Here is a 22,896-nt window from a genome sequence, read left to right on the forward strand (position 1 = left end):
CAGCTTCACGTAACCAAACCGTTTCTCAAGGCGATCGCCACCATATGAACGCGGTTGACAGCGTCAAGTTTGCGCGCGGCCGCGGTGATGTGCGAATTGACCGTATGTTCGGAGAGACCGAGAATGATCGCGATCTCAGCCGATGTCTTGCCTTCGCTCGTCCATTTGACGATTTCCGATTCGCGCTGGGTCAGCCGTCCGGACATTTCCGGCGTCAGGATTTCCTCGTAAAGCTTGTCGAAAATGCGCATGGCGTCGAGAAGCATGTCGGCGATTTCGCTCTGATCCGGCTCCTGACGCTCGCCGCTGAGCACCAGGCAATAGCGCCGCCCTTCCGGGGTGAACAACGGGATGAACAGAAAGACGCCGCTCAGGAACTCGTTGAAAACGAGATCGGACCGATAATCTTCCGGCCGTGCGCCCCTGCCATGAACCGGCGTTGCCAGAAACTGGGCCGATTTTGCCCGGACAGTGCCGAGCGTTTCCTTCAACGTCGCAATGAAAAGCCCGACACGCCGTTCGGCGACATTGGTGATGACGATATCGCGTTCACCGAAAGGGGCCGAAGCCTCGGAAATGCGGGCCAGCACGAAATTATCGAAGTTGTAGTGCTGCGCCGCCGACTTCAGCAGCCGGAAAAAATCGGTGCGGTTGATCGCCCGGCTGAGCTCCGGTCCGGCATGAAAGGGAATTGCCGGGGCATTATTCATTCCCACTCGTCCTCTCCTCCGCCAATGCCTCCAATCCCGAAATCTTGGGATATACGTCCTAAACGCGAAGAGCTACAAAAATTGCGAGACGGTTGATGACGGAGATCGAAAACGGGGACTTTCGATATCTAAGGCGGAAATCATCAATTATCTCAACTACAGGTGATGCACGGGTTTAATTTACTGAGGGCAGTAGTTCTTACCTGGGTGTCGTATTCTTCGCGCATTCAACATCCATGAATGCGCGAAGGCAGTGCCAGACGTAAGCGCGAGAGAGAGCTGGCGGCCCATTCAGCTAAGGGGTTGGCTGATGTTCGTGGCGGCGAACACGGGTTGATCGGCTCTCTCAACGCTTATTTTGCGAAGCATTTCCTTCGCTTCGGTTGCATCTTGTGATGCGTCCTCGACCTTGTCAATCGCAGCTTGCCATATGGCCGGGACAAAGGACAGGGAACGGCTTGGCGGGCCTGCGCCGTTTCCTACATCTCAAGATTGAGAAGAATGCTGGCAAGGTCAAGGGGCTTTTCCAGATAGGTATCGGCGCCGGCGGCAAGTGAGCGCGCCCGATCCTCGGCCGCATCCGATCCGCTGCAGACGGCAAGCCGCATCGCTTTGAAACGATCGTCCAGACGCAGCCTGCTCACCAGGCCGATGCCGCTGTCGAGCGGCATGTAGAGATCGGCGACCAGCAGTTCCGGCAGAGCCCAACCTTCCGCCGCGCGCTGTTCCAGCGCCGCCAGCGCCGTCTCGGCGGTCGAAAAACAGAATAGGTCGACCTCTAGCTGCTGCTTCCTGCGGATATAGTCGAGATAGAAGAGATCATCCCTGCTGTCGTCGACGTAAATTATGGTAGGCATCCAGCACCGTGATTTGGATATTGTTCGAATGAACTTCGTTGTCCTTCAATGTCACGATACCGCGATTTCACGAAAATTCGATCCATCTGATCGAAAAATCATTTCGCGAAAAGCGGAGCGCCGCCCTCCACTGCCTATTGAGTATTCCTCGATTTCGGAAAAAATGGCGACGCGAAGCGAGGAGGACACGACGGGTGCAGGATAAGGGCAACGTGGACCTTCAGGACCAGCGGCGGCGGCAACGCTACCGTGGCTTTGCGATTGCGGTCGGCTGCCTGATGGTCCTTCTTGGGCTGAGCGCGATTGCCGGCTGGCTGCTGCAGATCAAGGTGATCATTTCGCTCGTCCCCGGCTTCCCGTCGATGGCCTTCAACACCGCGCTCTGCTTCGTGCTTTCGGGCCTGGGGCTTGCAGCCTCGACGCTGGCTGCCCGTCGCTTTCGGTTGGCGGCAACGATCGTGACAGGGCTTGCGGCGGCGTTCGCGGCGGCCCGGCTGCTGGAAATCATCACCATCGGGCGAACTTTCCACAATGTCGATGTGTTGATCACGCAGTTCCTGGTTCCACCGGAATTCATCGCCGAGATCGGCGGCGGCATGGGGCCGAACACGGCGCTGGTGTTCCTGATCGCCAATCTTTCGCTGCTGCTCGCTCTCCACGCGGAACGGAAAAGCCAGGTCGTGCAGGAATTGACGAGCTACGTCGTCATCACCCTCGGCATGATCGCGCTCGCCAGCTATGTCACCGATGCCGAACAGGGTTACCGCTGGGGCCCCTATGCGGCGATGGCGCTGCATACGGCGGTCGGCATGGTGATCTTCGGCTCGGGGCTTCTCGCCCGCTCCTGGTGGAGGCAGCCGGCAAACCGGGCGCAGATCCCGCTCTGGATCCCGGCTGCGGTCTGCTTCACCGGCCTTCTCGTCGATCTCTACACGCCGCTCGGTGTGGCCAACGGCATTCTCTACGTGCCGCTGGTCCTGACGGCGCTCTGGTTCGGCAACAGGAACGCGCCGCTTTTCTTCGCCTTTGTCTGCACCGTGCTCCTGATGCTCGGCTTTTTCGCCGTCAGGCACAACGAGGTGGCATTCTGGCAGGAGATCGCCAACCGCACGATCACGGCGGCGACGCTCTGGCTGATCGCCATCCTAGTCTTCTATTTCATGCGCAACAATCATAACCTCGAAACCGAGCGGGTCCGCTTCGGCGCGCTGGTGCGCGGAACGCCCGATGCCGTCATCGTCATCGACGAGAGTGGAACGATCAGGAGCTTCAACCCGGCGGCCGAAAACATGTTCGGTTACGCCCCGCAGGAGACGATCGGCCGGAATATCAAGATGCTGATGCCCGAACCCTACCATTCCGAGCATGACGGCTATCTCGCCCATTACCGGCAGACCGGCGAGGAGCGTATCATCGGCACGACGCGCATGGTTTCCGGACGGCGCAAGAGCGGCATCGTCTTTCCGATCGACGTTTCCATCAGCGCCGTCGCCACCGGCGATTCGAAGATCTTCGTCGGTATCGTGCGCGACATCAGCGAGCGCGCCCGGCAGGAAGAGCGGATGAAAACGACGCTGGCCCAGCTCGAGGCCTATACGGCCGAACTCGAGCGCAGCAACCACGACCTCGACGAATTCGCCTATATCGCCTCGCATGACCTCAAGGAACCGCTGCGCGGCCTGCACAACCACTCCCGTTTCCTGCTGGAGGACTATGAGGACAAGCTCGACGTCGACGGCGTGCGCCGGCTGAACCGGCTGGTGCGGCTCAGCCAGCGCATGGAGAAACTCGTCAACGACCTTCTCTATTTCTCTAGGCTCGGGCGGCAGCAGCTGGCGGTCAAACGCACCGATATCGGCCTCATCGTCAAGGATGTCGTGGCGACGATGGAACTGCTGCTGGAGGAGCGGCATGCCAAGGTCATCATCGACGGCCAACTGCCTGACGTGGTCTGCGACGCGCCGCGGCTGACGGAAGTGTTCCGCAACCTCATCACCAATGCGATCAAATACAATGACAAGCCGGCGCCGCTCGTGTCGATCGGCTATCTCGATCGGTTCGTCGGCAAGGACGGCACGATCGCCCGCAACGTGTTTTTCGTCAGGGATAACGGCAAGGGCATACCCCAGGAATTCCATGAGGACATTTTCCGCATTTTCAAACGGCTGGAAAAGTCGCAGGATTCAGACGACGGCACCGGTGCAGGCCTGACCTTCGTCCGCAAGATCATCGCGCGGCACAATGGCGATATCTGGCTGGAATCGGAGGTCGGCGCCGGCACCACATTCTATTTCACCCTGGGAAAAAAGCGCGAGGGGCAGAATGCAGCAGCGTGACACGCAACCGATCCTGATCGTCGAGGACAGCGAAGACGATTTCGAAGCAACGATGCGGGCCTTCAAACGCACCAACCTGCGCAATTCGATTCGCTGGGCGGCCTCGGGGCAGGAAGCGCTCGACATGCTCGCGGCGATGGTGCCGAAACCGGGGCTGATCCTGCTCGATCTCAACATGCCGGGTCTCGACGGCCGCAAGACGCTGGAGGCGATCAAATCGAACGCCGGCTGGCGTAAAATCCCGGTGGTGATCCTGACCACCTCCGACGACGAGCGCGACATCGAAGGCTGCTATGCGCTCGGCGCCAATACCTATGTGCAGAAGCCGGTCGATCTCGACGGGCTGTTCGCCGCGATCCAGCGCCTGAAGGAATACTGGTTCGAAATCGCCATCCTGCCGCTCGAGGACTGACAGATTGGCGGAAGACTGCAGCATTCTCATCATCGACGACAATATCGACGATCGCGAGGTCTATCGCCGGATATTGGGCCGTGTCTCCAGCACCGCCTATACCGTCCTGGAGGCGGAGACGGGTGAAGAGGGCCTGGCGCTGAACAGCCGCAAACGGCCGAACTGCATCCTGCTCGACTATTCGCTGCCGGGACGCAACGGGCTCGGCGTTCTGGCCGATATCCTGGAACACGACCCGGTCGCAAACGTCATCATGCTGACCGGCCAGGGTAACGAAACCGTCGCCGTCGAGGTGATGAAAAGCGGCGCGCGCGACTATCTGACGAAGGATTCGCTGTCGCCGGAAACCCTGCATCGCTGCATCCAGAACGCCATCATGCACGGCATGCTGGAAGCAAGGCTGGAGCAGAAGCGGCAATCGCTCGAGATTTTCACGCGCGCCATGGCCCATGATCTGAAGGAGCCGCTGAGGACGATCAAATCCTTCAGCCGCATCCTGCACGGTTCTCAAGCACTGCCGGCCGACGACCGGGAACTGCTGGATTACGTGCTCAGCGCCGCCGACCATATGGAAGACCTGATCGTCAAGGTTTCCGGCTTCACCAGGCTCGAGGCTTCCGGTGGGCCTGAGCTGACGCCGGTCTCGCTCTCAGACGTGCTCGATCAGGTGGAGAACAATCTGCGCCAGCAGACCGAAAGCCGCGGCGCCGTCATCATCCGCGGCGCACTGCCGGAGGTCATGAGCGATGCGACGCTGCTGACCCAGCTCCTGCAGAACCTCGTGTCGAATGCCGTCCGCTACTGCGAGCAGAAAATTCCCGAGGTGACGATCTCGGGCGAAGCGCATGGCGACATGTGCCGCCTCACCGTGCGCGACAACGGACCAGGCATCGATCCGCAGCATCGCGAGTTGATCTTCCAGCCGTTCAAGCGTCTCGTCGGCCGCGGCATAGAGGGCACCGGGCTCGGCCTTGCCATCTGCCGCCGCATTGCACAGCTGCACGGCGGCGCGATCTGGTGCGAGGCGGAAAACGGGCCGGGCGCCACCTTCATTGTCGACGTACCGCTCGCCGAGGCGAGGCCCGCGCCGCCAGCCACACCGGCCATCCCGCATAGCGGCAAACCGGCCGAGCATCCGGGCGAAGGGGCAGGCAGGCTCGCCGAAGTGCTGCTGGTCGAGGACAGCCCGGCCGACATCCAGCTTCTGAAGATCAAGCTGATGCGGCGGGACAAGGTGAATTTCAACCTGCATGTCGCCACCAACGGACGCGAGGCGATGCGGCTGCTGGAAGAACGCGCCGGCATCGCCGACGTACCGCAGATCGACCTGATGCTGCTCGACATCAACATGCCGATCATGGATGGCTTCGAGGTGCTGCATGCGCTTTCCGCCGATGTCCGCCTTTGCCAAATCCCGGTCTGCATTCTCAGCACGTCAAGCGACGAAAGCGACAGGCGGCGGGCCAGAAATCTCGGCGCGCGCGCCTATATGGTCAAGCCGCCGACCCTGCAGCAGTTGGAGGAGGCCCTCGAAGATGTCGATCATCTGGAATTGCTGCAGCGCGGCGATTCGCTTGCACTTTGTGCGGAACAAAACTAAGCGATGGTCATTGGCAACGGTATGACTTTCGCAGCTTTCATACTCGCGCTCCTGACGACGCCGCTTCAATCAGGACTGCTCCAGATGGTATCAGGCATACATCACATCACAGCCGTCACCCGAAAAGTGCAGGCGAATGTGGACTTTTACGCCGGCTTTCTCGGCATGCGGCTCGTCAAGCAGACGGCCGGTTACGAGGACGCGACGCAACTGCATCTCTTCTACGGCGATGCGGCGGGAACACCGGGGTCGCTGCTGACCTTCCTCGCCTGGGAAGATGGGGCGCCCGGCCGGGCCGGCTACGGCCAGATCAGCGAAATATCGCTGTCGATCGACCCCGCCAGCATCGGCTACTGGCTGACGCGCGCCATGAGCTTCGGCCTGCGCTCGGAAGGCCCGGCCGACGAATTCGGCGAACCTGTGCTGAGATTGAAGGACCCCGACAACATCATCCTCAAGCTCGCAGGCGCCAAGAACCTGACATCGGCTGATGTCTGGGACGGCGGCTCGATCCCGGTCGAGCATGCCGTCCAGCGCGTGCGCGGTGCAACCATGCTGACGGAGAAACCCGCCGAAAGCCGGGGCTTTCTCGAGCGCCATTTCGGCTACCGCTTCCAGGCCAATCGCGGCACGATCGACAGGCTGGTTTCGCAATCCGGCGACGTCATCGACGTGCGCGATGCGCGCGGCTTCTGGTCCGGCGCGCCCGGCACCGGCACGGTCGATCACGTCGCCTTCCGCGCCGCCGACGAGGCGACGCTGCTGTCCGTCCGCAAGGCGCTGGAAACCACCGACGCATCGCCGACCAACCTGCACGACCGCAAATATTTCCGCTCGCTCTATGCCCGCGAGCCCGGCGGCACGCTGATAGAGCTTGCGACCGACAAGCCGGGCATGATCGTCGACGAAGAGCATGCAGCCCTTGGGACAAAGCTGTTCGCGCCGCCCGACGCCATCACCAATCTCCACGATCTGAAGGTGGTGCTGCCGCAATTTTCGATGCCCGGCCAGCCGCGCATCAATTATCGCGAGCTGCCCTTCGTCCACCGTTTCTATACGCCGCCCGATCCCGACGGCAGTGTCTTCGTGCTGCTGCACGGCTCCGGCGGCAACGAGACGACGCTGATGCCGCTGTTGAACAAGGCGGCACCGCGCGCGACGCTGCTCGGCGTGCGTGGCCGGGCGACGGAAGAAGGGTTTCCGCGCTGGTACAAGCGCATTACGCCGTTCTCCTTCGACCAGAACGACATCAAGACCGAGGCGGAGGCCTTCGCGGCCTTCATCGAGGGCGCCGTCAAATCCTATGGGCTCGATCCCAAGAAGATCGTCTATGTCGGCTATTCGAACGGCGCCAATCTGTTGAACTCGCTGCTCTACCTGCACCCGAACCTGGTTCATAAGGCGGTGCTGCTGCGCTCCATGCCTGTCCTCAGCGACTACCCGCATGCCGATCTGAAGGGCACGGACCTGCTCGTCATCAGCGGCAAGACGGACGCCTATGGCAAATATGCGAGCGAGCTGGAGGAAAGGCTGAAAAGTTCGGGCGCCACCGTCGATTCAGACGTCATCGCCGGCGGCCACGACCTCGGCGATGCCGATGTGCCGATCATCCAGAAGTGGCTGCTGCAGAGAATGGGCGACGATCCACCGCCGCTTCAGCAGCAGGCGATCAAGCCGGAGAACGAGATGTTCGGGCAACCATGATCCCGGCAAGCACGATGGCGCCGCCCAGCGCCTGCATCGGCCCGATCGCCTCATTGAGCAGCGCCCAGGCGAGGATCGCGGCGATGACCGGCTGCAGCAACAGCGTCAGCGAAGAAAAGGCCGGCGGCAGATAGGCCAGCGCATAGGTGATCGCCGCCTGCCCGCCGGCATGGCTGATGAAGGCGAGGCCAAAGACCATCGACCAGCCATAGACGGTCGCCGGCAGCATGTGTCCTTCGATGAAGAAGGCGACCGGAAAGATGCAGATGGCGGCAGACGCCGTGCTCCACAGCATGATCCGCATCGTATCGAACCGGCTGCGCAGGCTGCCGAGCGCAAGGATGTAGCAGGCATAGAAGAAGGCGGCGATCATCGCCAGGCCGTCGCCGTGCAGGTCTCCATTGCCGATCGCTGCCGGTCCGCCTTTCAAGACGACGACGCCGGCGAGCGCCAAGGCAAGCCCGAGCAGGAAGACGCGGCTGATCCGCGCCTTGAAAAACAGAAAGGCGATCACGGTGACGAAAACAGGCGCGAGGTTGGCGAGCAGCGTCGCATTGGCGACCGATGTCATCGTAATCGAAAGGTGCCAGGCAGCGAGATCGAGCGACAGCATGACGCCCGGAAGGATGAGCAGGGCGTAGTCGGAAAGGCTTTGCGGCTTCCGTCCCCTCTCCGTCTTCATGAGCGAGACGAAGACGATCGGGATCAGCGCCAGCGCCACGCGCCAGAAGGCCGTCGCCATCGGCCCGACCTCGGAAAGCCGGACAAAGATCGGCGAGCCGCCGATCGCCGCCCCGCCGAGAACGAGCGCCGCCAGGGGAAGGCGGCTGGAAGGCGCGGCTTCGGAATGGGTGGAGGCAGCCTGTGACATGATCTCGATATTTTCTGATGGCCTAAAGCAGGCGGTGGGGTGTGGCTGCCGCCTGCCTATCAGAAGTCGCTCATCAACGACAGCCGATGAACGACATTGGGATATAAATTCAGGCGGTATGCGTGTCGTTCACCCGCAACTTCCCGGCGATCTCGGTGGCGATGAAGAAGGCATGCTCGGTCACCTGTGGCAGCCCCATCAGTTCGCCGAAGGTGCCGCGCGCCAAAGGGCCGGAGATCAGCAGCGAAGGATCTGCCTTTCCCGACGGGCCGATCGCCTCAGAGTGCTCGGTGCAGGCAAGGCCGAGGCCTGTGGGATCAAGCGACAGGTGGCCGCTTGCGGCCAGGGCTGCGAGCCAGGGCTGAGTTTCGAGAATGCCGCCATGCGCCGGGCCGGTGGTGACGACGACGGCGTCATAGCTCCGCTGCAACGATTGGCGCTGATAGCGTGGCTGCAGCGTGGCCAGGATGAGTTCGCCGTCGACGCGCGCATCGGCGACAGAGCCGGCGAGGATTTCGAGGCGGCCGGCGGCCACCGCCGTGTCGAGCACGGCTTCGACCTGCGGCGCGATCCGGAACCGGTGCACGTCCCAATAGGGTCTGAGATGGCGGACGAGGCGGCGGCGTTCGGCAATGGGCAGCGCCTGCCAGAGATCATATCCCTGCGCCCGTACCTGATCGAGCACGCCGTGCCAGCTTATGCCCTGCGCCTTCGCCGCGTCGATGGCGGCGCGGATCGCGGTCAGCAGGGACACGGCAGAATGGGCCGCATCGGAAATGAAATCGCCGAAGAGCTGCTGCGGCACCGGCGCATGCCCGCGCGAGCGCAGGCCGCGGCGCGAGATCGCAGTGACCGGACCGTCATGGCCGCGCTCGGCCAGCGAGGCGATGACATCGGCAGCCGTCAGGCCGTTGCCGATGACCAGCACCCGGTCATGCGGGCGGACCACGGCAAGCGCGCCGGGCCTAGTGGTATCGGCAACGAAACGGGGATGGGCTGCAAGCCGGCTCGCAAGCCGGCCGGGGGCGGCGGGCGGCGGATGGCTGGTGGCAATCGCGACGATATCGGCCTGCGTGACGCCGCCCTTATCGTCGCGGATCGTCCAGCGACCGGCATGGCGCTCGACGCCGGTCACCGCAGCGCGGCAGTGACGGACGCTGCCGTCTTCCAGCAACGGTTTCAGCAGGGAGGCGACATAATCGCCGAAGAGCCGGCGCCGCGGAAAGAGCGAACCATCGGGCCGTTTTGCCCCGGGATCGTCGGCGGCGGCGTCACGGGCTTCGATCCATGCCTGGAATTCGCCCAACTCGTCGGGCTGCAGGCTCATCTTGGCGGCTGGAACATTGATGCGGTGGGCCGGATCGTCGGTATCATAGGCAAGGCCGCGGCCGAGCTCGGCGCGCGGCTCGAAGACCAGGATGACAGGATGCTCGCCGCGGCTCGCCCGGGCGAGATGATAGGCAACACCCGCGCCGGAGACGCCGCCGCCGATGATGGCGACGACGGGCGGTTCGGACGTCGGAGGAGACTTGGAATGCATGGCGGCCGGGATGTTGCTTGCGATGTCCGAGCATAGAAGTCGGATATTGCTCGCGCAATCCTCTGCCGGCAATTGTCTATAATTATTATGTAGATTCAGCCTATCCGGATATCGTCGTCGAAAAATCGGGATTGCCGCGGATCGTATTGCTCACCGTGCAGATCTCATCCTCCGCCGCATGAACGATCTTGCGCCGGCTTTCCTCGTCGATATCGCCCTTGATCGAGAAGGCGATGTTGAACCTGGCAACCCGCGAAAGGCCTTCGGTCGCCTTCTCGCCGGTGACCTCGGCGGTGATCTCGCTGATCCTGTCGAGAACGCCCAACTGGCTGGCGGCCATGCGGGCGCTGAGCACGAGGCAGGCAGACAGCGAGGAATAGAGCAGGTCGAGCGGATTGAAGCCCGGCTGCGACGGTGATGTGACGATATCGATCTCGCCCCTGGTGGCGGAGGTGACATGCGGAAAACCGGTGCGGCCGAGAACGGCGGTGGCGCCGGTCGGGCGGGGACGAGCCTTGAGATCGACCATGATGAAATCCTCTCGTGAACATTCTGCAGACGACAATGTCAGCCCGGCGCCGCACCGGGCAATGGCTGGCTGCCGGTTTCGGAACCTTTCCATCCGTCAGCAGTTGATTACACCTGAACGAAATCAGTGACAAAGGTGGATTGCGATGGCGCATGTCCGCAGAATGGATCGCCAGGGCGGGTGCATGGACGCACGCGATCGGCTGATCGTCGCGCTCTATGCCCAGCTCAAGGCCGAGCGGGAAACACGCGAGACACTGGAATGGGCGATCCGCAACGGCGCCGTCTCTCAAGAGGTGCTGGAGGCGATTGCCACCGATCCGGTTCCCGTCGTCACCAGCGAGGATATCGCTTCGGTGGAGAAAATCATCGCCCTCGACGAAAGGCGCAAAACCAATCGAAATTAGAGTATGATGCCGTCATGCTCCCTATCCAATTGAGAAGAGGAGATCCGAAATGGCCGATATTACCTATCAGGTCGTGCCGCATGACAAGGGCTGGGCCTACAAGCTCGGCGACACGCTGTCGGAAACCTATGCGACGGCCGAGGAAGCGATCGTTCACGCCAGGGACGCCGCGTCGCGCCAGAAGATCGGCGATGGCGACGCGCTGCTGGCCTATCCCGCGCCCGATGGGCGCGGCTGGGCATTTCAGGAACTCGAAACCGACAAGAGCAACGGTCGGCTCTGATTGACAACGGAGGATGGAATGGCCGCGCGGGCAAGCTGGAAAGGTCATCTGAAGGTGGGCGACCTTGCCTGCGCCGTCGGGCTTTACACCGCCATTTCCTCCTCCGACCGCGTCTCCTTCAATATCATCAACCGCAGGACCGGCCATCGGGTGGAACGGCAATTCGTCGACAGCGAGACCGGCAAACCGGTCGAGCGGGACGATCAGGTCAAGGGCTACCAGATGGAGAATGGCGATTACATCGTCATCGAGGGCGATGAGATCGCCCGACTCATGCCGGAAAGCGACAAGATCCTCAATGTCACGGCCTTCATCGGCTATGACGGTATCGACAAGCTTTATTTCGACCGCCCCTATTACCTCGCCCCCGTCGACGCGCATGACGAAGAGGCGTTGTCGCTGATCGCAAGGGGCATGCGCGACGGCAAGGTCGCAGCACTCGCCGAAGCCGTGCTGTTCCGGCGCAACCGGACGCTGCTGATCCGCCCGCATGACGACTGCATCGTCGCGACGATGCTGAATTTCGACTACGAGGTGCGTTCGGCCGACACCGTCTTCAAGGACATTCCCGACATCAAGTTCGACAAGGAGATGATCGCGCTTGCCGGCCATATCATCGGCACCAAGCAGGGCAGTTTCGAACCGAGCGAATATGTGGATCGCTACGAGGCTGCCCTTGTCGAACTGGTCAAGGCGAAGATCGAGGGCCGGGCACCGCCGAAGAAGAAACAGCCGCCGGAACGCAAGGTCGTCGACCTGATGGAAGCACTGCGCCAGAGCGCCGGCATGAGCAGCAAGGGTTCGGCAAAGAAGGCCCCGGCGAAGAAGACGCCGGCGCGCGGCGACAGCCATAGGAAGAAGGCAAGCTGAGGCGGCTTCGAACCTATCAGGTGACGTGATTTAAGGCGACGGCTTCCCGTCCTCCGCGGCCAGGCTCTTTTTCAGCGCATCCATGATATTGATGATGTTGCCGGTCGATTTCACCGGTGCGGGTTTTTTCGCAGGCGCGGCCTGCTTCAGGCTCTTCTGCTTGCTGCGGATCATCGACTTCAGGCGCTTCTGGATCGGATCCTGCACCATGGCCGGGCTCCAATCCTTCGTCTCTTCCTTCACCAGCTGCTTCATCAGCGCCAGCAGCTTGCTGTCGATCGCCGCCTCGCTGTCGAGCTCGGCCACCGGTTCGCGCACCTCGTCACCATAACGCAGAGTCCAGAGAACGATGCCCTTGCCCTGCGGCTCCAGCAGCACGGCACGCTCGCGACGATAGAGCACGAGGCGAGCGATGCCGACGACATCATTCGCCTTCATCGCCTCGCGGATGACGCAGAAGGCTTCCACCCCGACCTTATCCTCGGGGGCCAGAAAATGCGGTTTGTCGTACCAGATCCAGTCGATCGAGCCGCGCGGCACGAATGTGTCGATGTCGATGGTGCGGGTGCTTTCGAGCCCGACCTCCTCGATCTCCTCGTCTTCGAGCATGATATAATCGTCCTCGCCGTGCGGATAGCCTTTCACCTGGTCCCGATCGGCCACCGGCTTATGGGTGACGCTGTCGACATAGCGGCTTTCGACGCGGTTCTTCGTCTGGCGATTGAGCACATGGAACCGCACCTTGTTGCTTTCCGTCGTCGCCGGCGTCAGCGAAACGGCGGCGGTGACCAGCGAGAGTTTGAGATAGCCTTTCCAGAATGTCTGACGTGCCATGTCTGTCCTGCCTCCCGGACACGGTTGGGCATGGCAATCAACGGCGGATGCGGTGTTTGGTTCCAAAAATTGCGGTTTTCTGCCAATGGCGCCCGGCTCTTCCAACAGCTCGAAAACGCAACCGATGAACGCTGCCGTTAAACCCGCTGCGCCGCAGTTTCTGTTGGACTGCCGATCGGACGGAGAACGGCGCGACATGATGACATGGTTTTATCGGCTGGATTCACGGAATAAGTTCGCTTAAGGTCGCGCCGCATGGCGAAGTGAGAGTGCCGCTTCAACAGGCTTGAAGCCACTGGACAAGCTTGCCCTGGCTGTTTCGCCCACCGGAAGGGCAGTTTGCGAAACTGGGAAGTTGCCGAACGGCCAAATGAATTCGTTCTTCCGGAGAGGAAGCGAGGATGCACAAAATCAGCTCCCGCCTCCGTTCAATCGAATACCGGCATGCCTTGATCGAGGCGAACGCCGGGCTTCTGCAGATTGATTTATAAGAGCCTTTGATGACGATAGAAAATGCAGCACTAGCAAGAAACCACTATCCAGCCGGCTACCATCGGCGGGCTGCACCCCGGTGGCGCGTCAGGCGCGATGTGCTGGCAAAGCTGGTTCTGACGATCGCATTTTACGCGTCGCTTTGGCGGGCGACAGGCATGTGGTACGGCCTGCCTGCGAACTTCGACGATGGCGCAGCGGTCGACCCGTTGCCGATGAAACTCCTGCTTTACGGCCTTATTCCCTTATCGGGCTTATATTTTCTGCTGGAGCAACGACAATTCCTGCGGGTCTTCTCACGGATTTCGCCGTTTATCGTCGTTGTCGGCATTTCCTGCCTCACATCCATCGCCTTCTCGATCGACAGAGGCGCATCCTTGAAGGGATTGGCTGCGGTCATCGTTCTTGCGGTTCCGCCTCTTCTCTACCGCGCGCGCTACGGCAATGTCGAAGCCTTCAAAGTACTCGGGCGTTTTGCGATTGCCGCCGCATTTATCAACGTCGTCTACACAGCCGCTTTCCCGCAATTCGCCATCATGCGCGGCAGCTATGCGGGCATGGTCAAGGGTGCCTTTTACCATAAGAACACGCTGGGGCAGTTTTGCTCGGTCAGCTTTGTCTGCCTGCTGTCGACGGAGAAGCTCGGCCGGCTTCGTTACAGTACCCTGATACGCTGGGCTGCAATGCTTTGCCTTCTCGTCCTGATCGTCGCAACCAAGTCCTCGACGGCTGTTGTCTTGACGATGTTCGGCAGCATGATGCTGTATGGCGTTCGCGTGATTCACATCTACCCGAACCGTCTTTTTCGTTCCTTCGTCGTCTTCCTGCTGTTCCTGATCGTCGGCTTCGGCGCCAGCTTCGTCTATCTCGGAGTAGCCTCAGCCGTTGCAGAAGCATTCGGCAAAGATATTACCTTCTCTGGCCGCACCAATATCTGGGAACAACTGTTGCCGCTGATATGGGACAGGCCTCTGACAGGTTACGGCTTTGCGATGTTCCGCCAGCCGGAGGTCATGGAGGAGTATGTCAAGGTTACCTTCGATGCACGATCGACCCACAACACCTATCTCGAGCTGGCGCTGAATATCGGCATTCCAGGCATCACCGCATGGACGTTATTTTTGCTGACCCGCCTGTTCAGGAAGATGACGATCGTCGACCCCGACCCGGCAGAATCCGGCGCGAGGCGAAAGGAGATCGTTATCATCATCCTCATCATGCTTGGAGCCATGACCGAGGCAGGCATGATGCTGGCACCTTTCATTCTCTGGCCACATATGGTCATCGCGCTCTCGGAACTGCGTCCGAGGTTGCGGACAAACCGGAATCTGCGCCAGACTTGAGGGGTGCTCGACGTCTGAGCGCCTCATTCCACCGTTCTCGTCGCGGTCATCTTTGTCGGCCATCGGGTGGGCTTATGGCGGTCGCGTGCCCCAACTGCACGCGACACCACCACGCCGCTCAAATCGACAGATAGCGCTTCTGCCAAGGCAGCCTGTGCTCCTGCCATGCGCGCGGCGTGAAGTCGTCATAGGCGGTCTCGGCGATCGCCAGCATCCAGTTCTGATCCTTGCGGGCCAAGAGCACGCAGGACAATTCCATGCCGGGCGCAACGGCGATGGAGGGCCGGTTGGCGCCTGGGATGTCGATCCCCTTGTCGCGCCACTGGATGCGGATCTCATCGGGCTCGGATGTCCATTGGCCTGATGAAACGGAGGCTTTTCCGTCCGGTTTGAAGACAAGCGGCGGCGGGGTGACGTTCAGGAAGCTGCCGTCATTGGCATAATTGCCGTCGACATCGCCGGCGGTCTCCTTGCCCCTTCCCTTCAGAACGATATCCTGCTCGCAGCGCAGGAATATGTTGCGCCGGAAACTGCCGGACCACGGGCGGTTGGCGAAGAATGCGATGTCGCATTGGCTGATGACGTTGTCGTGGATATCGATGTCTTTGCGGAATGCCTGTTCCTGATCCGAAAAGCCGCTGAGGCTGACGCCACGATTGGTGTTCTCGATCCAGTTGTCATAGACGTGGTGCCCGGTATGGTCGACCTTGTCGCCGATGCCGTAGCCGAAGGAATAATCATTCATCCTGCCGTCGCGCATGATGTTGCTGCGCACGACGGCACCATCGCCGATCGACGAAAAGGAGAAATTCTTGCCGCCGATGAAGTTGTATTCGACGAGGTAGTTTCGGGTTTTATCGCAGACCAGCGCGCCCTTGTTGGAGGTGCTGGTCGGCGACTGAAGCAGGAGGTTGCCGCGGATCACGACATTGGAACTGACATAGTCGTCCTTGTTTTCGTAGGCGAATTGGCAGCAGTCCGCCCCCTGACCGGGTGCTGCGCCAATGCGATTGTTCTCCAGAAGAACGTCCGTCGTCTTCGTCAGGTAAATGCCGTCGCCGTTGACGTTCTCCGTTTCGCAGCGCCGGATCGTGAGGTTTTTGCCATTGTGGAACTTGAAGCCGCGCGGTGAATTTTTGACGATAACGTCTTCGATCACCGTATCGGAAAACACCTGATAGGCGACGCCGATATCTTCGGCGCCATCGATCACCTGCCCGCGCGTGAAGGCGCCGTGAACTTTCTTTCGCAAGATGGCGGTCATTGCATTTTCCTTCGATACCGGTGCGGCAGAGATTAAGACGAGGGCATGTGGCGGATGTTTGAATATCCGGAAATTCAGGCTGTGAACCGCCCATCTTTCAGAAACGACAGGGCTTGGCTCCACATGGTCCTGTTGACGGGCAAGAAAGTGTGGTTTGCGGGAATGACGATATGGGCTGCCGCGCCGTCGAGACGGGTGCTCTCCACCGACACCTTCCCATCATTCGGCACCCTTCGACCAATGATGAGGGAGGAGACCGGGTCGATGGTCCTGTTGCCGGCGATGATGCCGAGTTCGTAATCGACCGTGCCGAACAGCTCGGTCATTGCGGTTTGATCGGTAATCAGTTGCTGGCCCGCCGGTCCATAGAACGTCCTGTATAGCGGCCAGTCCTTGAGGAAATCGGCAACCTGACTGCCGTTGTTCGGCGTTCCGACCATGATCACCCTGCCCAGATTGGCTGGGCGATCGTTCCTGAGAAAAGCGCGGATGATCAGTCCACCCATCGAATAACCGACAAAATGGACACGGCCCTCGCCTGCCGCCTTCACGGCACCGTCGATCTCCGGCCGGACGATGCCGACGAGGTCGCCGATCGAAAACCTGGTGGAGGGGTAGCCGACATTGACAACCCGATAGCCGTTGCCGGACAGGAAGTTGGCGAGCTTCTGCATGCTTCTTCTTGTCCGGGCAATCCCGTGAAAAAGGATGACCGTGTCGTTCATCATGGATCCGCCAACGTGCCGCTATCGATCAGCACTATCCTGTAGCTTTCAAGAGGGACGTTGTCGACCAATGCCGGATAGCCATCCGTCCGAAGCGCTCCATTGTTGCGGCGCGCTTGATGCGGCGTCCCGCTAGTGATCTAGTGATTGACAAATGGAGGTGAAGTTCAGCATCCGTCCCATTCGACCGCCAGAAAGAAATGCGAGCACGTGACGACCAGCATCAGACATATCGCCAAACTTGCGGGAACGTCAGTCTCTTCGGTCTCTCGCGTGCTCAACAACAGCGGTTATGCCTCGCCTGAACTCAGGGACCGCGTCGAAGCGGCGATCCGAACGCTGAACTACACGCCCAGCAAGGGTGCGCGCATGCTGCGCGGTGCGCCAAGCCGGATGATCGGACTGATGCTGCCGTCAATCGACGTGCCTTTCTTCGGCATCCTCGCCCATGCCATCGAACAGGAATTGTTCCAGCACGGCTATCAGACGCTGATCTGCAGCACGGCGGAAAATATGGATCACGAGGTGCGCTATCTCTCCATGCTGCTCGCCCAGCGTGTCGACGGCGTCATCGTCGCAAGCGCTTTCGGCAGCATCGAGCATTTCGCAGTGCTGCGGGACGCGGGCATTCCGGTCATCGCCATCGACCGCGAGTTGAACGGCATCGCCGACGACGCTGTCATGGCCGATCACGAGGAAGGCGGACGGCTGATGGCGCGCCATCTGATCGGCCTCGGCCACCGGGCGATCGCCATCGTCGGGGCGCCGGCACACAGCCAGCCGATCCAGCTTCGCCTTCAGGGCATCACGGCGGAAATGGCAAAAGACGGGATCGCGCCTGCCGTCGTGGCGATGGCGGAAGAGCACAGCTTTGCCGAGACCTACCGGCTGGCGCGGGAATTGCTGGCGTCGCGCGCTGAGGTCACCGCGATTATCGGCACGACCGACATTTCGGCGATTGCCGCCATCCATGCCATCCAGGATCGCGGATCTTCCGTTCCGAACGACTATTCGGTCGTCGGCTTCGACGATCTGCCGGAGGCCGCCTACGTCTTTCCACGGCTGACAACGGTCGCACAGCCGATCCGCGATGTCGGGCAGCAGGCAGCGCGGCTGCTGGAAGCGCTGATCGAGGCGCAGCAGACAGGCGACGAATCCCGGCAGGGTGCGATCGTCAAAGTGCCGGTCAGGCTGATCGCGCGCGACTCCACCGGTCCCGTTCGCAACTGAGCAGATGGATCTGCGAAGTTAGGGCCGGACGATGACCTTGATCTCGCCCGGCAATGGCGCATTGCCGACCACGTCGGCGACCTCCTCCAGACCGATGGTTCTGGTAACCAACGCGTCCAGTTCCAATGCTCCGCTTGCGACCATTGCCGCAGCGCGCGAATGGGTGAAGGGGTTGAGGTAGGCCGGCCTGATATCGACTTCGTTGACCAGCAGATCGAAGGGCAGAACCGGCACCTCGACGCCCGCAGGCGTGACCCCGAAAAGCACGAAGGTGCCGCCGCGCCGCGCCATTCTCAGACCGCTTTGCAGCGTGTCGCTGACGCCGGCGCACTCGATGACCACATCGGCGCCGCCTTTGGTGAGCTCTCGAACCGACGCGACCGTGTCCGAAGAATTCGGGTCGAAGGTGTGCGTCGCCCCCAGGCGCAGGGCGGCCTGGCGTCTCGATTGCTGCCGCGTGACCAAAATGATCTCGCATGCCCCCGCCAGACGGGCCAGCTGCACCATCAGCAGGCCGATCACACCGCCGCCGAGGATCGCGACGCTGTCGCCCGGACGGATCCGGGCCTTGTCGATGGCGTGGATGCAGCAGGCCAGCGGTTCGGAGAAGGCGCCGTGAACGGGATCGAGGCCGGCCGGCAGGATGAAGGCCTGCGCATGCGGCACGGCCACATATTCGGCAAAGCCGCCATCCCGCGTCACGCCGATGGCGGTCAGTCTTTCGCACAGGTTCGGCCGCGCCCGCGTGCACGCCGGACAGGTGCCGCAGGCGATATTCGGGTCGACCGTCACCAGTTCGCCGCCGGCAAAGCGGGTGACGCCATCACCGATCTCTTCGACGATGCCGCAGAATTCGTGGCCCAGCGTGACGGGGATCGCGGTCGGATATTCGCCCTTGTACATGTGGCGATCGGAACCGCAGATGCCGGCGGCGACGACCCGGACAAGCAGCTCGCCCCGCCCGGCAACCGGTTTCTCAACGCTGCGCATGGTCAAAGACCCGATCGACTCCAAGCGTACAGCTCTCATTCCACTCCTCCAGACCTCAAGCTCGATTGCCTATTCCTGCCGATGAAGCGAAGCGCTCAGCTCATGACATTGCCGCCATCGACATTGTAACACTGCGCCACGATGTATGCCGCATCCGGCCCGGCGAGGAAGGCAGCCATGGCGGCCTGTTCCTCAGCGGCGCCAAATCGCCCGGCGGGAACGGCGGCCGCCACGCGGCGCTTGACGTCGCCGGGTTGCAACCCTTCCCGGCTGCCGAGTTTTGCATCGACGACGTCCCACATCGGCGTATCGACGACGCCCGGAGCGATGGCGTTGACATTGATCCCGTAACGGATCAGTTCCAGAGCGCAGCTTTGCGTGATGCTGATGACGGCCGCCTTGGACGCGCAGTAAGCCACGGCAGGTCCTTCGCCCCGACGCCCGGCCTGGGACGAGAAATTGATGATGCGTCCACCTGCCCCTCTCTCCACCATGTGCCGGGCGACGGCCTGCGTCATGAAGATCAGGCCCTCAATATTGACCTGAAAGACCCGAGCGGTCCGTTCCCGGGATATTTCAAGAATGGACTCGACGTCGTAAATGCCGGCGGCGTTGACCAGGATGTCGATCTGACCGGCGGTCGATATCGTGAAGCGTGCAGCGTCTTCGATGCTGTCCTGGCTGGTCACATCGAGCGCCACGCCCCAGGCATGCGGACCGATCGCTGCCGCCACCCGGGCGCATCGTTCGCCATCGAGATCCGCTACGACAACCTTGGCGCCCTCGGCGGCGAAGCGTTCGCATACCGCCTTGCCGATGCCGCTTGCTCCCCCAGTGACCAGCGCCACCTTGCCGCAGAGCCGCGCCGTTTCCGTATGGGTCATCGCCCCGCCTCCCCGGTTGCACTTAAGCCGACGAGTGTGCCGCGCATGGCTGACATAACGAATAGCTTCATTTCTGCTCCTCCATTCTGACTCGACGCCGATCGCCGTTGCCTTCCCCTGAGGCGGCGTCTGGGGCTAAGCGGGTTGCGCGTTCGTCTCCTCTGCCTCGCAAAGGAGGACTGATATATCGGGAATGCCGTCGGTGGCCGTCGCACCCTTGAGGCAGCGCGCAGCCGCGGCATGGGCGACGGCGCAGATATGCTCGACCGGCCAGCTCTCATGCAGGCCGTAGAGCACGGCGGCACAAAAGGCGTCTCCCGCGCCGACCGTGCTGACGATGTCATCGGGATCGACGGCGCGCGACTGTGTCCTGATCGGCGAAGCGCCAGGCGCAAACCAGAAGCAGATTTCCGGCGCGTGGATGATCGCTCCCTTGGCGACGCCTGCGGCCAGCAGGCGTTCACCCGCCGTCAAAAGCCCCGCCTCGATCAAATCTCCCTTGGCGTCGCGGACGGCAACGCCGGTCGCCCGGCCGGCCTCCATCTCATTGATGATCAAGTAGTCGCAGAAGGGCAGAGCGACGCCGACCTTGGCTGCAAATTCCGGGTCTTCGCTCGAGACGAAGTCCACGCAGGTCGTCAGCCCGGCGCGGCGCGCGGCTTCGAGCAGGCGCGACGCTCCCGAACGGCCGTCGGGACCGATGCGGTCGAGACCCGGCAGCAGCATGAGATAACCGAGATAGAACAGCCGGTAGCCGGCCTCAGCGAAGGTCGCGGGTGAAATAAGCTTGTCGGTGACGGCATCGCTGGCGCCGCCATGATAGAAGAAGGTCCGGTTCTGGCCGGGCACGTTCATGACATGGGTGTGCGCCGTTACCCGGTCGGCGAGTGCCGTCAGCCCCCCGATATCGACACCGGCGACCGCAAGGCGGGCCTTGACGATCTCACCGTCCGGATCGGCGCCGATGCACCCGGCCGCTGCCAGCTTTCCGCAAAATCCGAGCGAGGCCAGATCGGTGACGACATTGGCCGCCCCGCCGCCCACGCCGAGATCCTGGTGCAGGATATGGGCGAGATTGCCCTGTTCGGGCCAATAGGACAGGGTGTGGACGCGATCGACGATGAAGTTGCCGGCGCACACGATGCCGCCCTCTTTCCGACTGCCGTGATGGCGCATCAGCAGTCCCCTTCGTTCCACAAGGGCCTGAGCGGCGGCTCGTCTTCCTCGATCGCGGCAAAGCGGCCGATCGGCTCCAGGAAGAAATTATCGCTGTTATCGTCGTTGACCTGGCTGACCTCGCCGACGAGCACGGGTCCGCCGCCTTTGCGGCCGTAGAAGCGGTGGTAAAGCCCGGTGCGGATCGTCACGCTCTGGCCGGCCTTGAGGATCAGCGGTTCCCATGCAGCCAGCCGGTGCGGCAGGCCGTCGACCGGAACCGTCACATCCTCCTTCAGCAGATTGCCGTCGGCATCGGTTGCGGCAAATTCGATGACGAGATCGCCGCCGGCGCGATTGATGATGTCTTCCATCTTCGCCGCATGCCGGTGCGCCGGCGTGAGCTGCCCTTCTTCGACGAAAAGCAGCTTTTCGGCATAGGTGCGGTGGCCCCCGGTATCGACGATGCCATTGCGCAGGCAAAACAGCACGAGGCCGCATTCGGCAAACCGGTTCGATCCGAAATCGGTGACGTCCCATCCGAGCTGGTGAGCGCGCAAATAGGCCGACTCCTCCGGATGAGAGGCAAAATCCGCCGCCGTCCAATATCCCCATACCGGCAGGGACCAATGCCAGCGCTCAAGGGTCGCGGCTGCCCGCCGCAAGGCGGCGTTGATCTCGGAGCGCCGCATCAGTCGGACGCCCCGTCATAGACGACCGGGACCACGACGTCCTCGCGGCCGGATTTGAGGGCTGCCGTCAGCACTGCATGATGCGCCTGCGCCTCGGCCGGCGTCGCGCAGCCGAAACCGTTGGCATTGCCGCCGGCAAGCTCGTCGAGGAAGGCCGCCCACATCTGCTGGATGGCGTCGGCAAAACCGAATTCGAAGATCTTGCCTGTAATGGCAGGAAACAGCGAGGCGTATCCGAGATCCTCGGTGCTCCAGGCCTGCGCACCGCCATTATAGTCCATCCACTGCCACTGGCGCGGCGACTTCGTGCTGAAGAATGCGCTTTTCTTCATGCCGAGAACGCGGATGTACCAGCTGTTGGATTCGCCGGGCGCGATGCGCCAGGTTTTCAGCACCATCGGGAAATCCTGATTACCGGTGCGCACGCGGCTGCTGATCGTGGCATTGTCCCAGGTGGTGCAGGGCAGCATGCCGCCCTTGCCGTCAGGACGTTCGCTGACCTTTTTGACCAGCTGCGCATGCAGGGTCGCCGGGCGCCAGCCGAGACGCAGCGGCACATGCAACACATGCATGCCGAGATCACCCATGCAGCCATAGTCGCCGTTGATCTCGGCCATGCGCTTCCAGTTGATCGGCTTTTGCCGGTCGATATCCGAAGAGTGCAGGAAACCCGCCTCGACTTCGAGGATCTCCCCCATCTCACCGCTTTTTGCGAGCGCGATGACCTTCTGTGCGCCGGGGAAGAACGGCATTTCCGACGAGCAGCGGACCAGGAGTTCGGGGTGCTCGGCGAGAACCGCCATGATCTCGCGGTTCTGCGCGGCATCCATGCCGAAGGGCTTTTCACCGAGCAGATGTTTTCCGGCCTTGAGGATATCGATGTAGAATTGCTGGTGCAGCACATGCGGAACGGCGCAATAGACCGCATCCACCTCGGGATTGGCCAGAAGCTCCTTATAGTCGGCGGTGAACTGCCGAACGGTCGGCACCTGATCCCTGAACCAGTCGAGCAGCGCCGTGTTGGTGTCGCAGACGGCGACGATTTCCGGCCGCGCCTTCACGTCGGCCAGATGCAGCCAGCGCGCCGCGGCACTGGCAAACTCGCGCCCCATCAGGCCGCAGCCGATGACGCCGAAGCGGAATATTTTCGTCATGACATCTCCTCCCAG

The 22,896-nt window shown here is 61.7% G+C and carries 21 protein-coding genes and 1 pseudogene; 9 read left to right on the forward strand and 13 right to left on the reverse strand.

Going from position 1 to position 22,896, the window contains the following annotated elements:
• Positions 1–5 precede the first annotated feature (5 nt).
• Positions 6–710 (reverse strand): helix-turn-helix transcriptional regulator, encoded by a 705-nt coding sequence (locus GGD57_RS07540; protein WP_097613194.1) that lies wholly within the window; start codon positions 708–710, stop codon positions 6–8.
• A 479-nt stretch (positions 711–1,189) separates the two neighbouring features.
• A complete protein-coding gene (locus GGD57_RS07545; protein ID WP_184468371.1) occupies positions 1,190–1,567 on the reverse strand; it encodes a response regulator in 378 nt (125 codons plus the stop codon).
• 194 nt (positions 1,568–1,761) lie between these two features.
• Here GGD57_RS07545 and GGD57_RS07550 point away from each other — a divergent pair, with 194 nt between their 5' ends.
• From GGD57_RS07550 to GGD57_RS07565, 4 genes are read left to right on the forward strand one after another with little or no spacing between them, the layout of a single operon-like run.
• Positions 1,762–3,903 carry a PAS domain S-box protein gene (locus tag GGD57_RS07550; RefSeq protein ID WP_184468372.1) on the forward strand — a complete coding sequence of 714 codons (2,142 nt, stop codon included), beginning with the start codon at positions 1,762–1,764 and terminating at the stop codon, positions 3,901–3,903.
• Positions 3,890–4,315 (forward strand): response regulator, encoded by a 426-nt coding sequence (locus GGD57_RS07555; RefSeq protein WP_085736129.1) that lies wholly within the window; start codon positions 3,890–3,892, stop codon positions 4,313–4,315. Before GGD57_RS07550 ends, GGD57_RS07555 begins: the two co-directional genes overlap by 14 nt.
• Before the next feature lie 4 nt (positions 4,316–4,319).
• Positions 4,320–5,915 (forward strand): response regulator, encoded by a 1,596-nt coding sequence (locus GGD57_RS07560; protein ID WP_184468373.1) that lies wholly within the window; start codon positions 4,320–4,322, stop codon positions 5,913–5,915.
• 21 nt (positions 5,916–5,936) lie between these two features.
• Complete coding sequence (locus GGD57_RS07565; protein WP_246713575.1) at positions 5,937–7,619, forward strand: VOC family protein; 1,683 nt, start codon at positions 5,937–5,939, stop codon at positions 7,617–7,619.
• Here the strand turns inward: GGD57_RS07565 and GGD57_RS07570 are convergent.
• The 3 genes and pseudogenes from GGD57_RS07570 to GGD57_RS07580 all read right to left on the reverse strand — a co-directional run bounded on the left by GGD57_RS07570 (position 7,585) and on the right by GGD57_RS07580 (position 10,559).
• Positions 7,585–8,490 (reverse strand): DMT family transporter, encoded by a 906-nt coding sequence (locus GGD57_RS07570; protein WP_184468375.1) that lies wholly within the window; start codon positions 8,488–8,490, stop codon positions 7,585–7,587. The genes GGD57_RS07565 and GGD57_RS07570 overlap by 35 nt on opposite strands.
• A 109-nt stretch (positions 8,491–8,599) precedes the next feature.
• Positions 8,600–10,077, reverse strand: a pseudogene (locus tag GGD57_RS07575) (FAD/NAD(P)-binding protein).
• Between the two features lie 53 nt (positions 10,078–10,130).
• On the reverse strand, positions 10,131–10,559 hold the full coding sequence (locus GGD57_RS07580) for an OsmC family protein (protein WP_184468377.1): 429 nt from the start codon (positions 10,557–10,559) through the stop codon (positions 10,131–10,133).
• 145 nt (positions 10,560–10,704) lie between these two features.
• Here GGD57_RS07580 and GGD57_RS07585 point away from each other — a divergent pair, with 145 nt between their 5' ends.
• The 3 genes from GGD57_RS07585 to GGD57_RS07595 are packed head-to-tail and all read left to right on the forward strand — an operon-like array spanning position 10,705 to position 12,118.
• Positions 10,705–10,965, forward strand: a complete 261-nt coding sequence (locus GGD57_RS07585) for a hypothetical protein (protein ID WP_184468378.1) — start codon at positions 10,705–10,707, stop codon at positions 10,963–10,965.
• A 49-nt stretch (positions 10,966–11,014) separates the two neighbouring features.
• Complete coding sequence (locus GGD57_RS07590; protein WP_184468380.1) at positions 11,015–11,248, forward strand: DUF2188 domain-containing protein; 234 nt, start codon at positions 11,015–11,017, stop codon at positions 11,246–11,248.
• 18 nt (positions 11,249–11,266) lie between these two features.
• Complete coding sequence (locus GGD57_RS07595) at positions 11,267–12,118, forward strand: Ku protein (RefSeq protein WP_184468382.1); 852 nt, start codon at positions 11,267–11,269, stop codon at positions 12,116–12,118.
• 30 nt (positions 12,119–12,148) lie between these two features.
• Here the strand turns inward: GGD57_RS07595 and GGD57_RS07600 are convergent, their stop codons facing one another.
• Entirely contained in the window at positions 12,149–12,952 is an 804-nt protein-coding gene (locus GGD57_RS07600) for a Ku protein (protein ID WP_184468384.1), read from the reverse strand.
• Between the two features lie 500 nt (positions 12,953–13,452).
• On the opposite strand from GGD57_RS07600, the gene GGD57_RS07605 reads away from it, so the two are divergent.
• Positions 13,453–14,787: an O-antigen ligase family protein gene (locus GGD57_RS07605; RefSeq protein WP_184468586.1), complete on the forward strand. Its 1,335-nt coding sequence runs from the start codon at positions 13,453–13,455 to the stop codon at positions 14,785–14,787.
• Between the two features lie 118 nt (positions 14,788–14,905).
• On the opposite strand, the gene GGD57_RS07610 is transcribed toward GGD57_RS07605, so the two are convergent.
• Positions 14,906–16,051, reverse strand: coding sequence for a right-handed parallel beta-helix repeat-containing protein (locus GGD57_RS07610; RefSeq protein WP_184468386.1), 1,146 nt, complete (start codon positions 16,049–16,051; stop codon positions 14,906–14,908).
• Between the two features lie 74 nt (positions 16,052–16,125).
• On the reverse strand, positions 16,126–16,776 hold the full coding sequence (locus tag GGD57_RS07615) for an esterase/lipase family protein (protein WP_184468589.1): 651 nt from the start codon (positions 16,774–16,776) through the stop codon (positions 16,126–16,128).
• A 210-nt stretch (positions 16,777–16,986) separates the two neighbouring features.
• On the opposite strand from GGD57_RS07615, the gene GGD57_RS07620 reads away from it, so the two are divergent.
• Positions 16,987–18,006: a substrate-binding domain-containing protein gene (locus GGD57_RS07620; protein ID WP_184468388.1), complete on the forward strand. Its 1,020-nt coding sequence runs from the start codon at positions 16,987–16,989 to the stop codon at positions 18,004–18,006.
• Between the two features lie 18 nt (positions 18,007–18,024).
• On the opposite strand, the gene GGD57_RS07625 is transcribed toward GGD57_RS07620, so the two are convergent.
• The 5 genes from GGD57_RS07625 to GGD57_RS07645 all read right to left on the reverse strand — a co-directional run bounded on the left by GGD57_RS07625 (position 18,025) and on the right by GGD57_RS07645 (position 22,881).
• Positions 18,025–19,035, reverse strand: coding sequence for a zinc-dependent alcohol dehydrogenase family protein (locus tag GGD57_RS07625; RefSeq protein ID WP_184468390.1), 1,011 nt, complete (start codon positions 19,033–19,035; stop codon positions 18,025–18,027).
• 56 nt (positions 19,036–19,091) lie between these two features.
• Positions 19,092–19,880: an L-iditol 2-dehydrogenase gene (locus GGD57_RS07630; RefSeq protein ID WP_184468392.1), complete on the reverse strand. Its 789-nt coding sequence runs from the start codon at positions 19,878–19,880 to the stop codon at positions 19,092–19,094.
• Between the two features lie 135 nt (positions 19,881–20,015).
• Complete coding sequence (locus GGD57_RS07635) at positions 20,016–21,056, reverse strand: carbohydrate kinase family protein (protein WP_184468394.1); 1,041 nt, start codon at positions 21,054–21,056, stop codon at positions 20,016–20,018.
• Complete coding sequence (locus GGD57_RS07640; RefSeq protein ID WP_184468396.1) at positions 21,056–21,727, reverse strand: D-lyxose/D-mannose family sugar isomerase; 672 nt, start codon at positions 21,725–21,727, stop codon at positions 21,056–21,058. The genes GGD57_RS07635 and GGD57_RS07640 overlap by 1 nt, the downstream gene beginning before the upstream one ends.
• Positions 21,727–22,881: a Gfo/Idh/MocA family protein gene (locus GGD57_RS07645; RefSeq protein ID WP_184468398.1), complete on the reverse strand. Its 1,155-nt coding sequence runs from the start codon at positions 22,879–22,881 to the stop codon at positions 21,727–21,729. The genes GGD57_RS07640 and GGD57_RS07645 overlap by 1 nt, the downstream gene beginning before the upstream one ends.
• Positions 22,882–22,896: the final 15 nt, after the last annotated feature.

Origin of the sequence: Rhizobium esperanzae (assembly GCF_014197615.1) — a bacterium.
Lineage (GTDB): Bacteria > Pseudomonadota > Alphaproteobacteria > Rhizobiales > Rhizobiaceae > Rhizobium > Rhizobium esperanzae_A.

Coding starts and splice junctions, on each gene's coding strand:
- GGD57_RS07540 (WP_097613194.1), bottom strand. CDS start 710: ATGAATAATGCCCCGGCAATTCCCTTTCATGCCGGACCGGAGCTCAGC.
- GGD57_RS07615 (WP_184468589.1), bottom strand. CDS start 16,776: ATGAACGACACGGTCATCCTTTTTCACGGGATTGCCCGGACAAGAAGA.
- GGD57_RS07585 (WP_184468378.1), top strand. CDS start 10,705: ATGGCGCATGTCCGCAGAATGGATCGCCAGGGCGGGTGCATGGACGCA.
- GGD57_RS07645 (WP_184468398.1), bottom strand. CDS start 22,881: ATGACGAAAATATTCCGCTTCGGCGTCATCGGCTGCGGCCTGATGGGG.
- GGD57_RS07630 (WP_184468392.1), bottom strand. CDS start 19,880: ATGACCCATACGGAAACGGCGCGGCTCTGCGGCAAGGTGGCGCTGGTC.
- GGD57_RS07625 (WP_184468390.1), bottom strand. CDS start 19,035: ATGAGAGCTGTACGCTTGGAGTCGATCGGGTCTTTGACCATGCGCAGC.
- GGD57_RS07590 (WP_184468380.1), top strand. CDS start 11,015: ATGGCCGATATTACCTATCAGGTCGTGCCGCATGACAAGGGCTGGGCC.
- GGD57_RS07545 (WP_184468371.1), bottom strand. CDS start 1,567: ATGCCTACCATAATTTACGTCGACGACAGCAGGGATGATCTCTTCTAT.
- GGD57_RS07610 (WP_184468386.1), bottom strand. CDS start 16,051: ATGACCGCCATCTTGCGAAAGAAAGTTCACGGCGCCTTCACGCGCGGG.
- GGD57_RS07640 (WP_184468396.1), bottom strand. CDS start 21,727: ATGCGGCGCTCCGAGATCAACGCCGCCTTGCGGCGGGCAGCCGCGACC.
- GGD57_RS07635 (WP_184468394.1), bottom strand. CDS start 21,056: ATGCGCCATCACGGCAGTCGGAAAGAGGGCGGCATCGTGTGCGCCGGC.
- GGD57_RS07570 (WP_184468375.1), bottom strand. CDS start 8,490: ATGTCACAGGCTGCCTCCACCCATTCCGAAGCCGCGCCTTCCAGCCGC.
- GGD57_RS07555 (WP_085736129.1), top strand. CDS start 3,890: ATGCAGCAGCGTGACACGCAACCGATCCTGATCGTCGAGGACAGCGAA.
- GGD57_RS07580 (WP_184468377.1), bottom strand. CDS start 10,559: ATGGTCGATCTCAAGGCTCGTCCCCGCCCGACCGGCGCCACCGCCGTT.
- GGD57_RS07600 (WP_184468384.1), bottom strand. CDS start 12,952: ATGGCACGTCAGACATTCTGGAAAGGCTATCTCAAACTCTCGCTGGTC.
- GGD57_RS07605 (WP_184468586.1), top strand. CDS start 13,453: ATGACGATAGAAAATGCAGCACTAGCAAGAAACCACTATCCAGCCGGC.
- GGD57_RS07595 (WP_184468382.1), top strand. CDS start 11,267: ATGGCCGCGCGGGCAAGCTGGAAAGGTCATCTGAAGGTGGGCGACCTT.
- GGD57_RS07565 (WP_246713575.1), top strand. CDS start 5,937: ATGACTTTCGCAGCTTTCATACTCGCGCTCCTGACGACGCCGCTTCAA.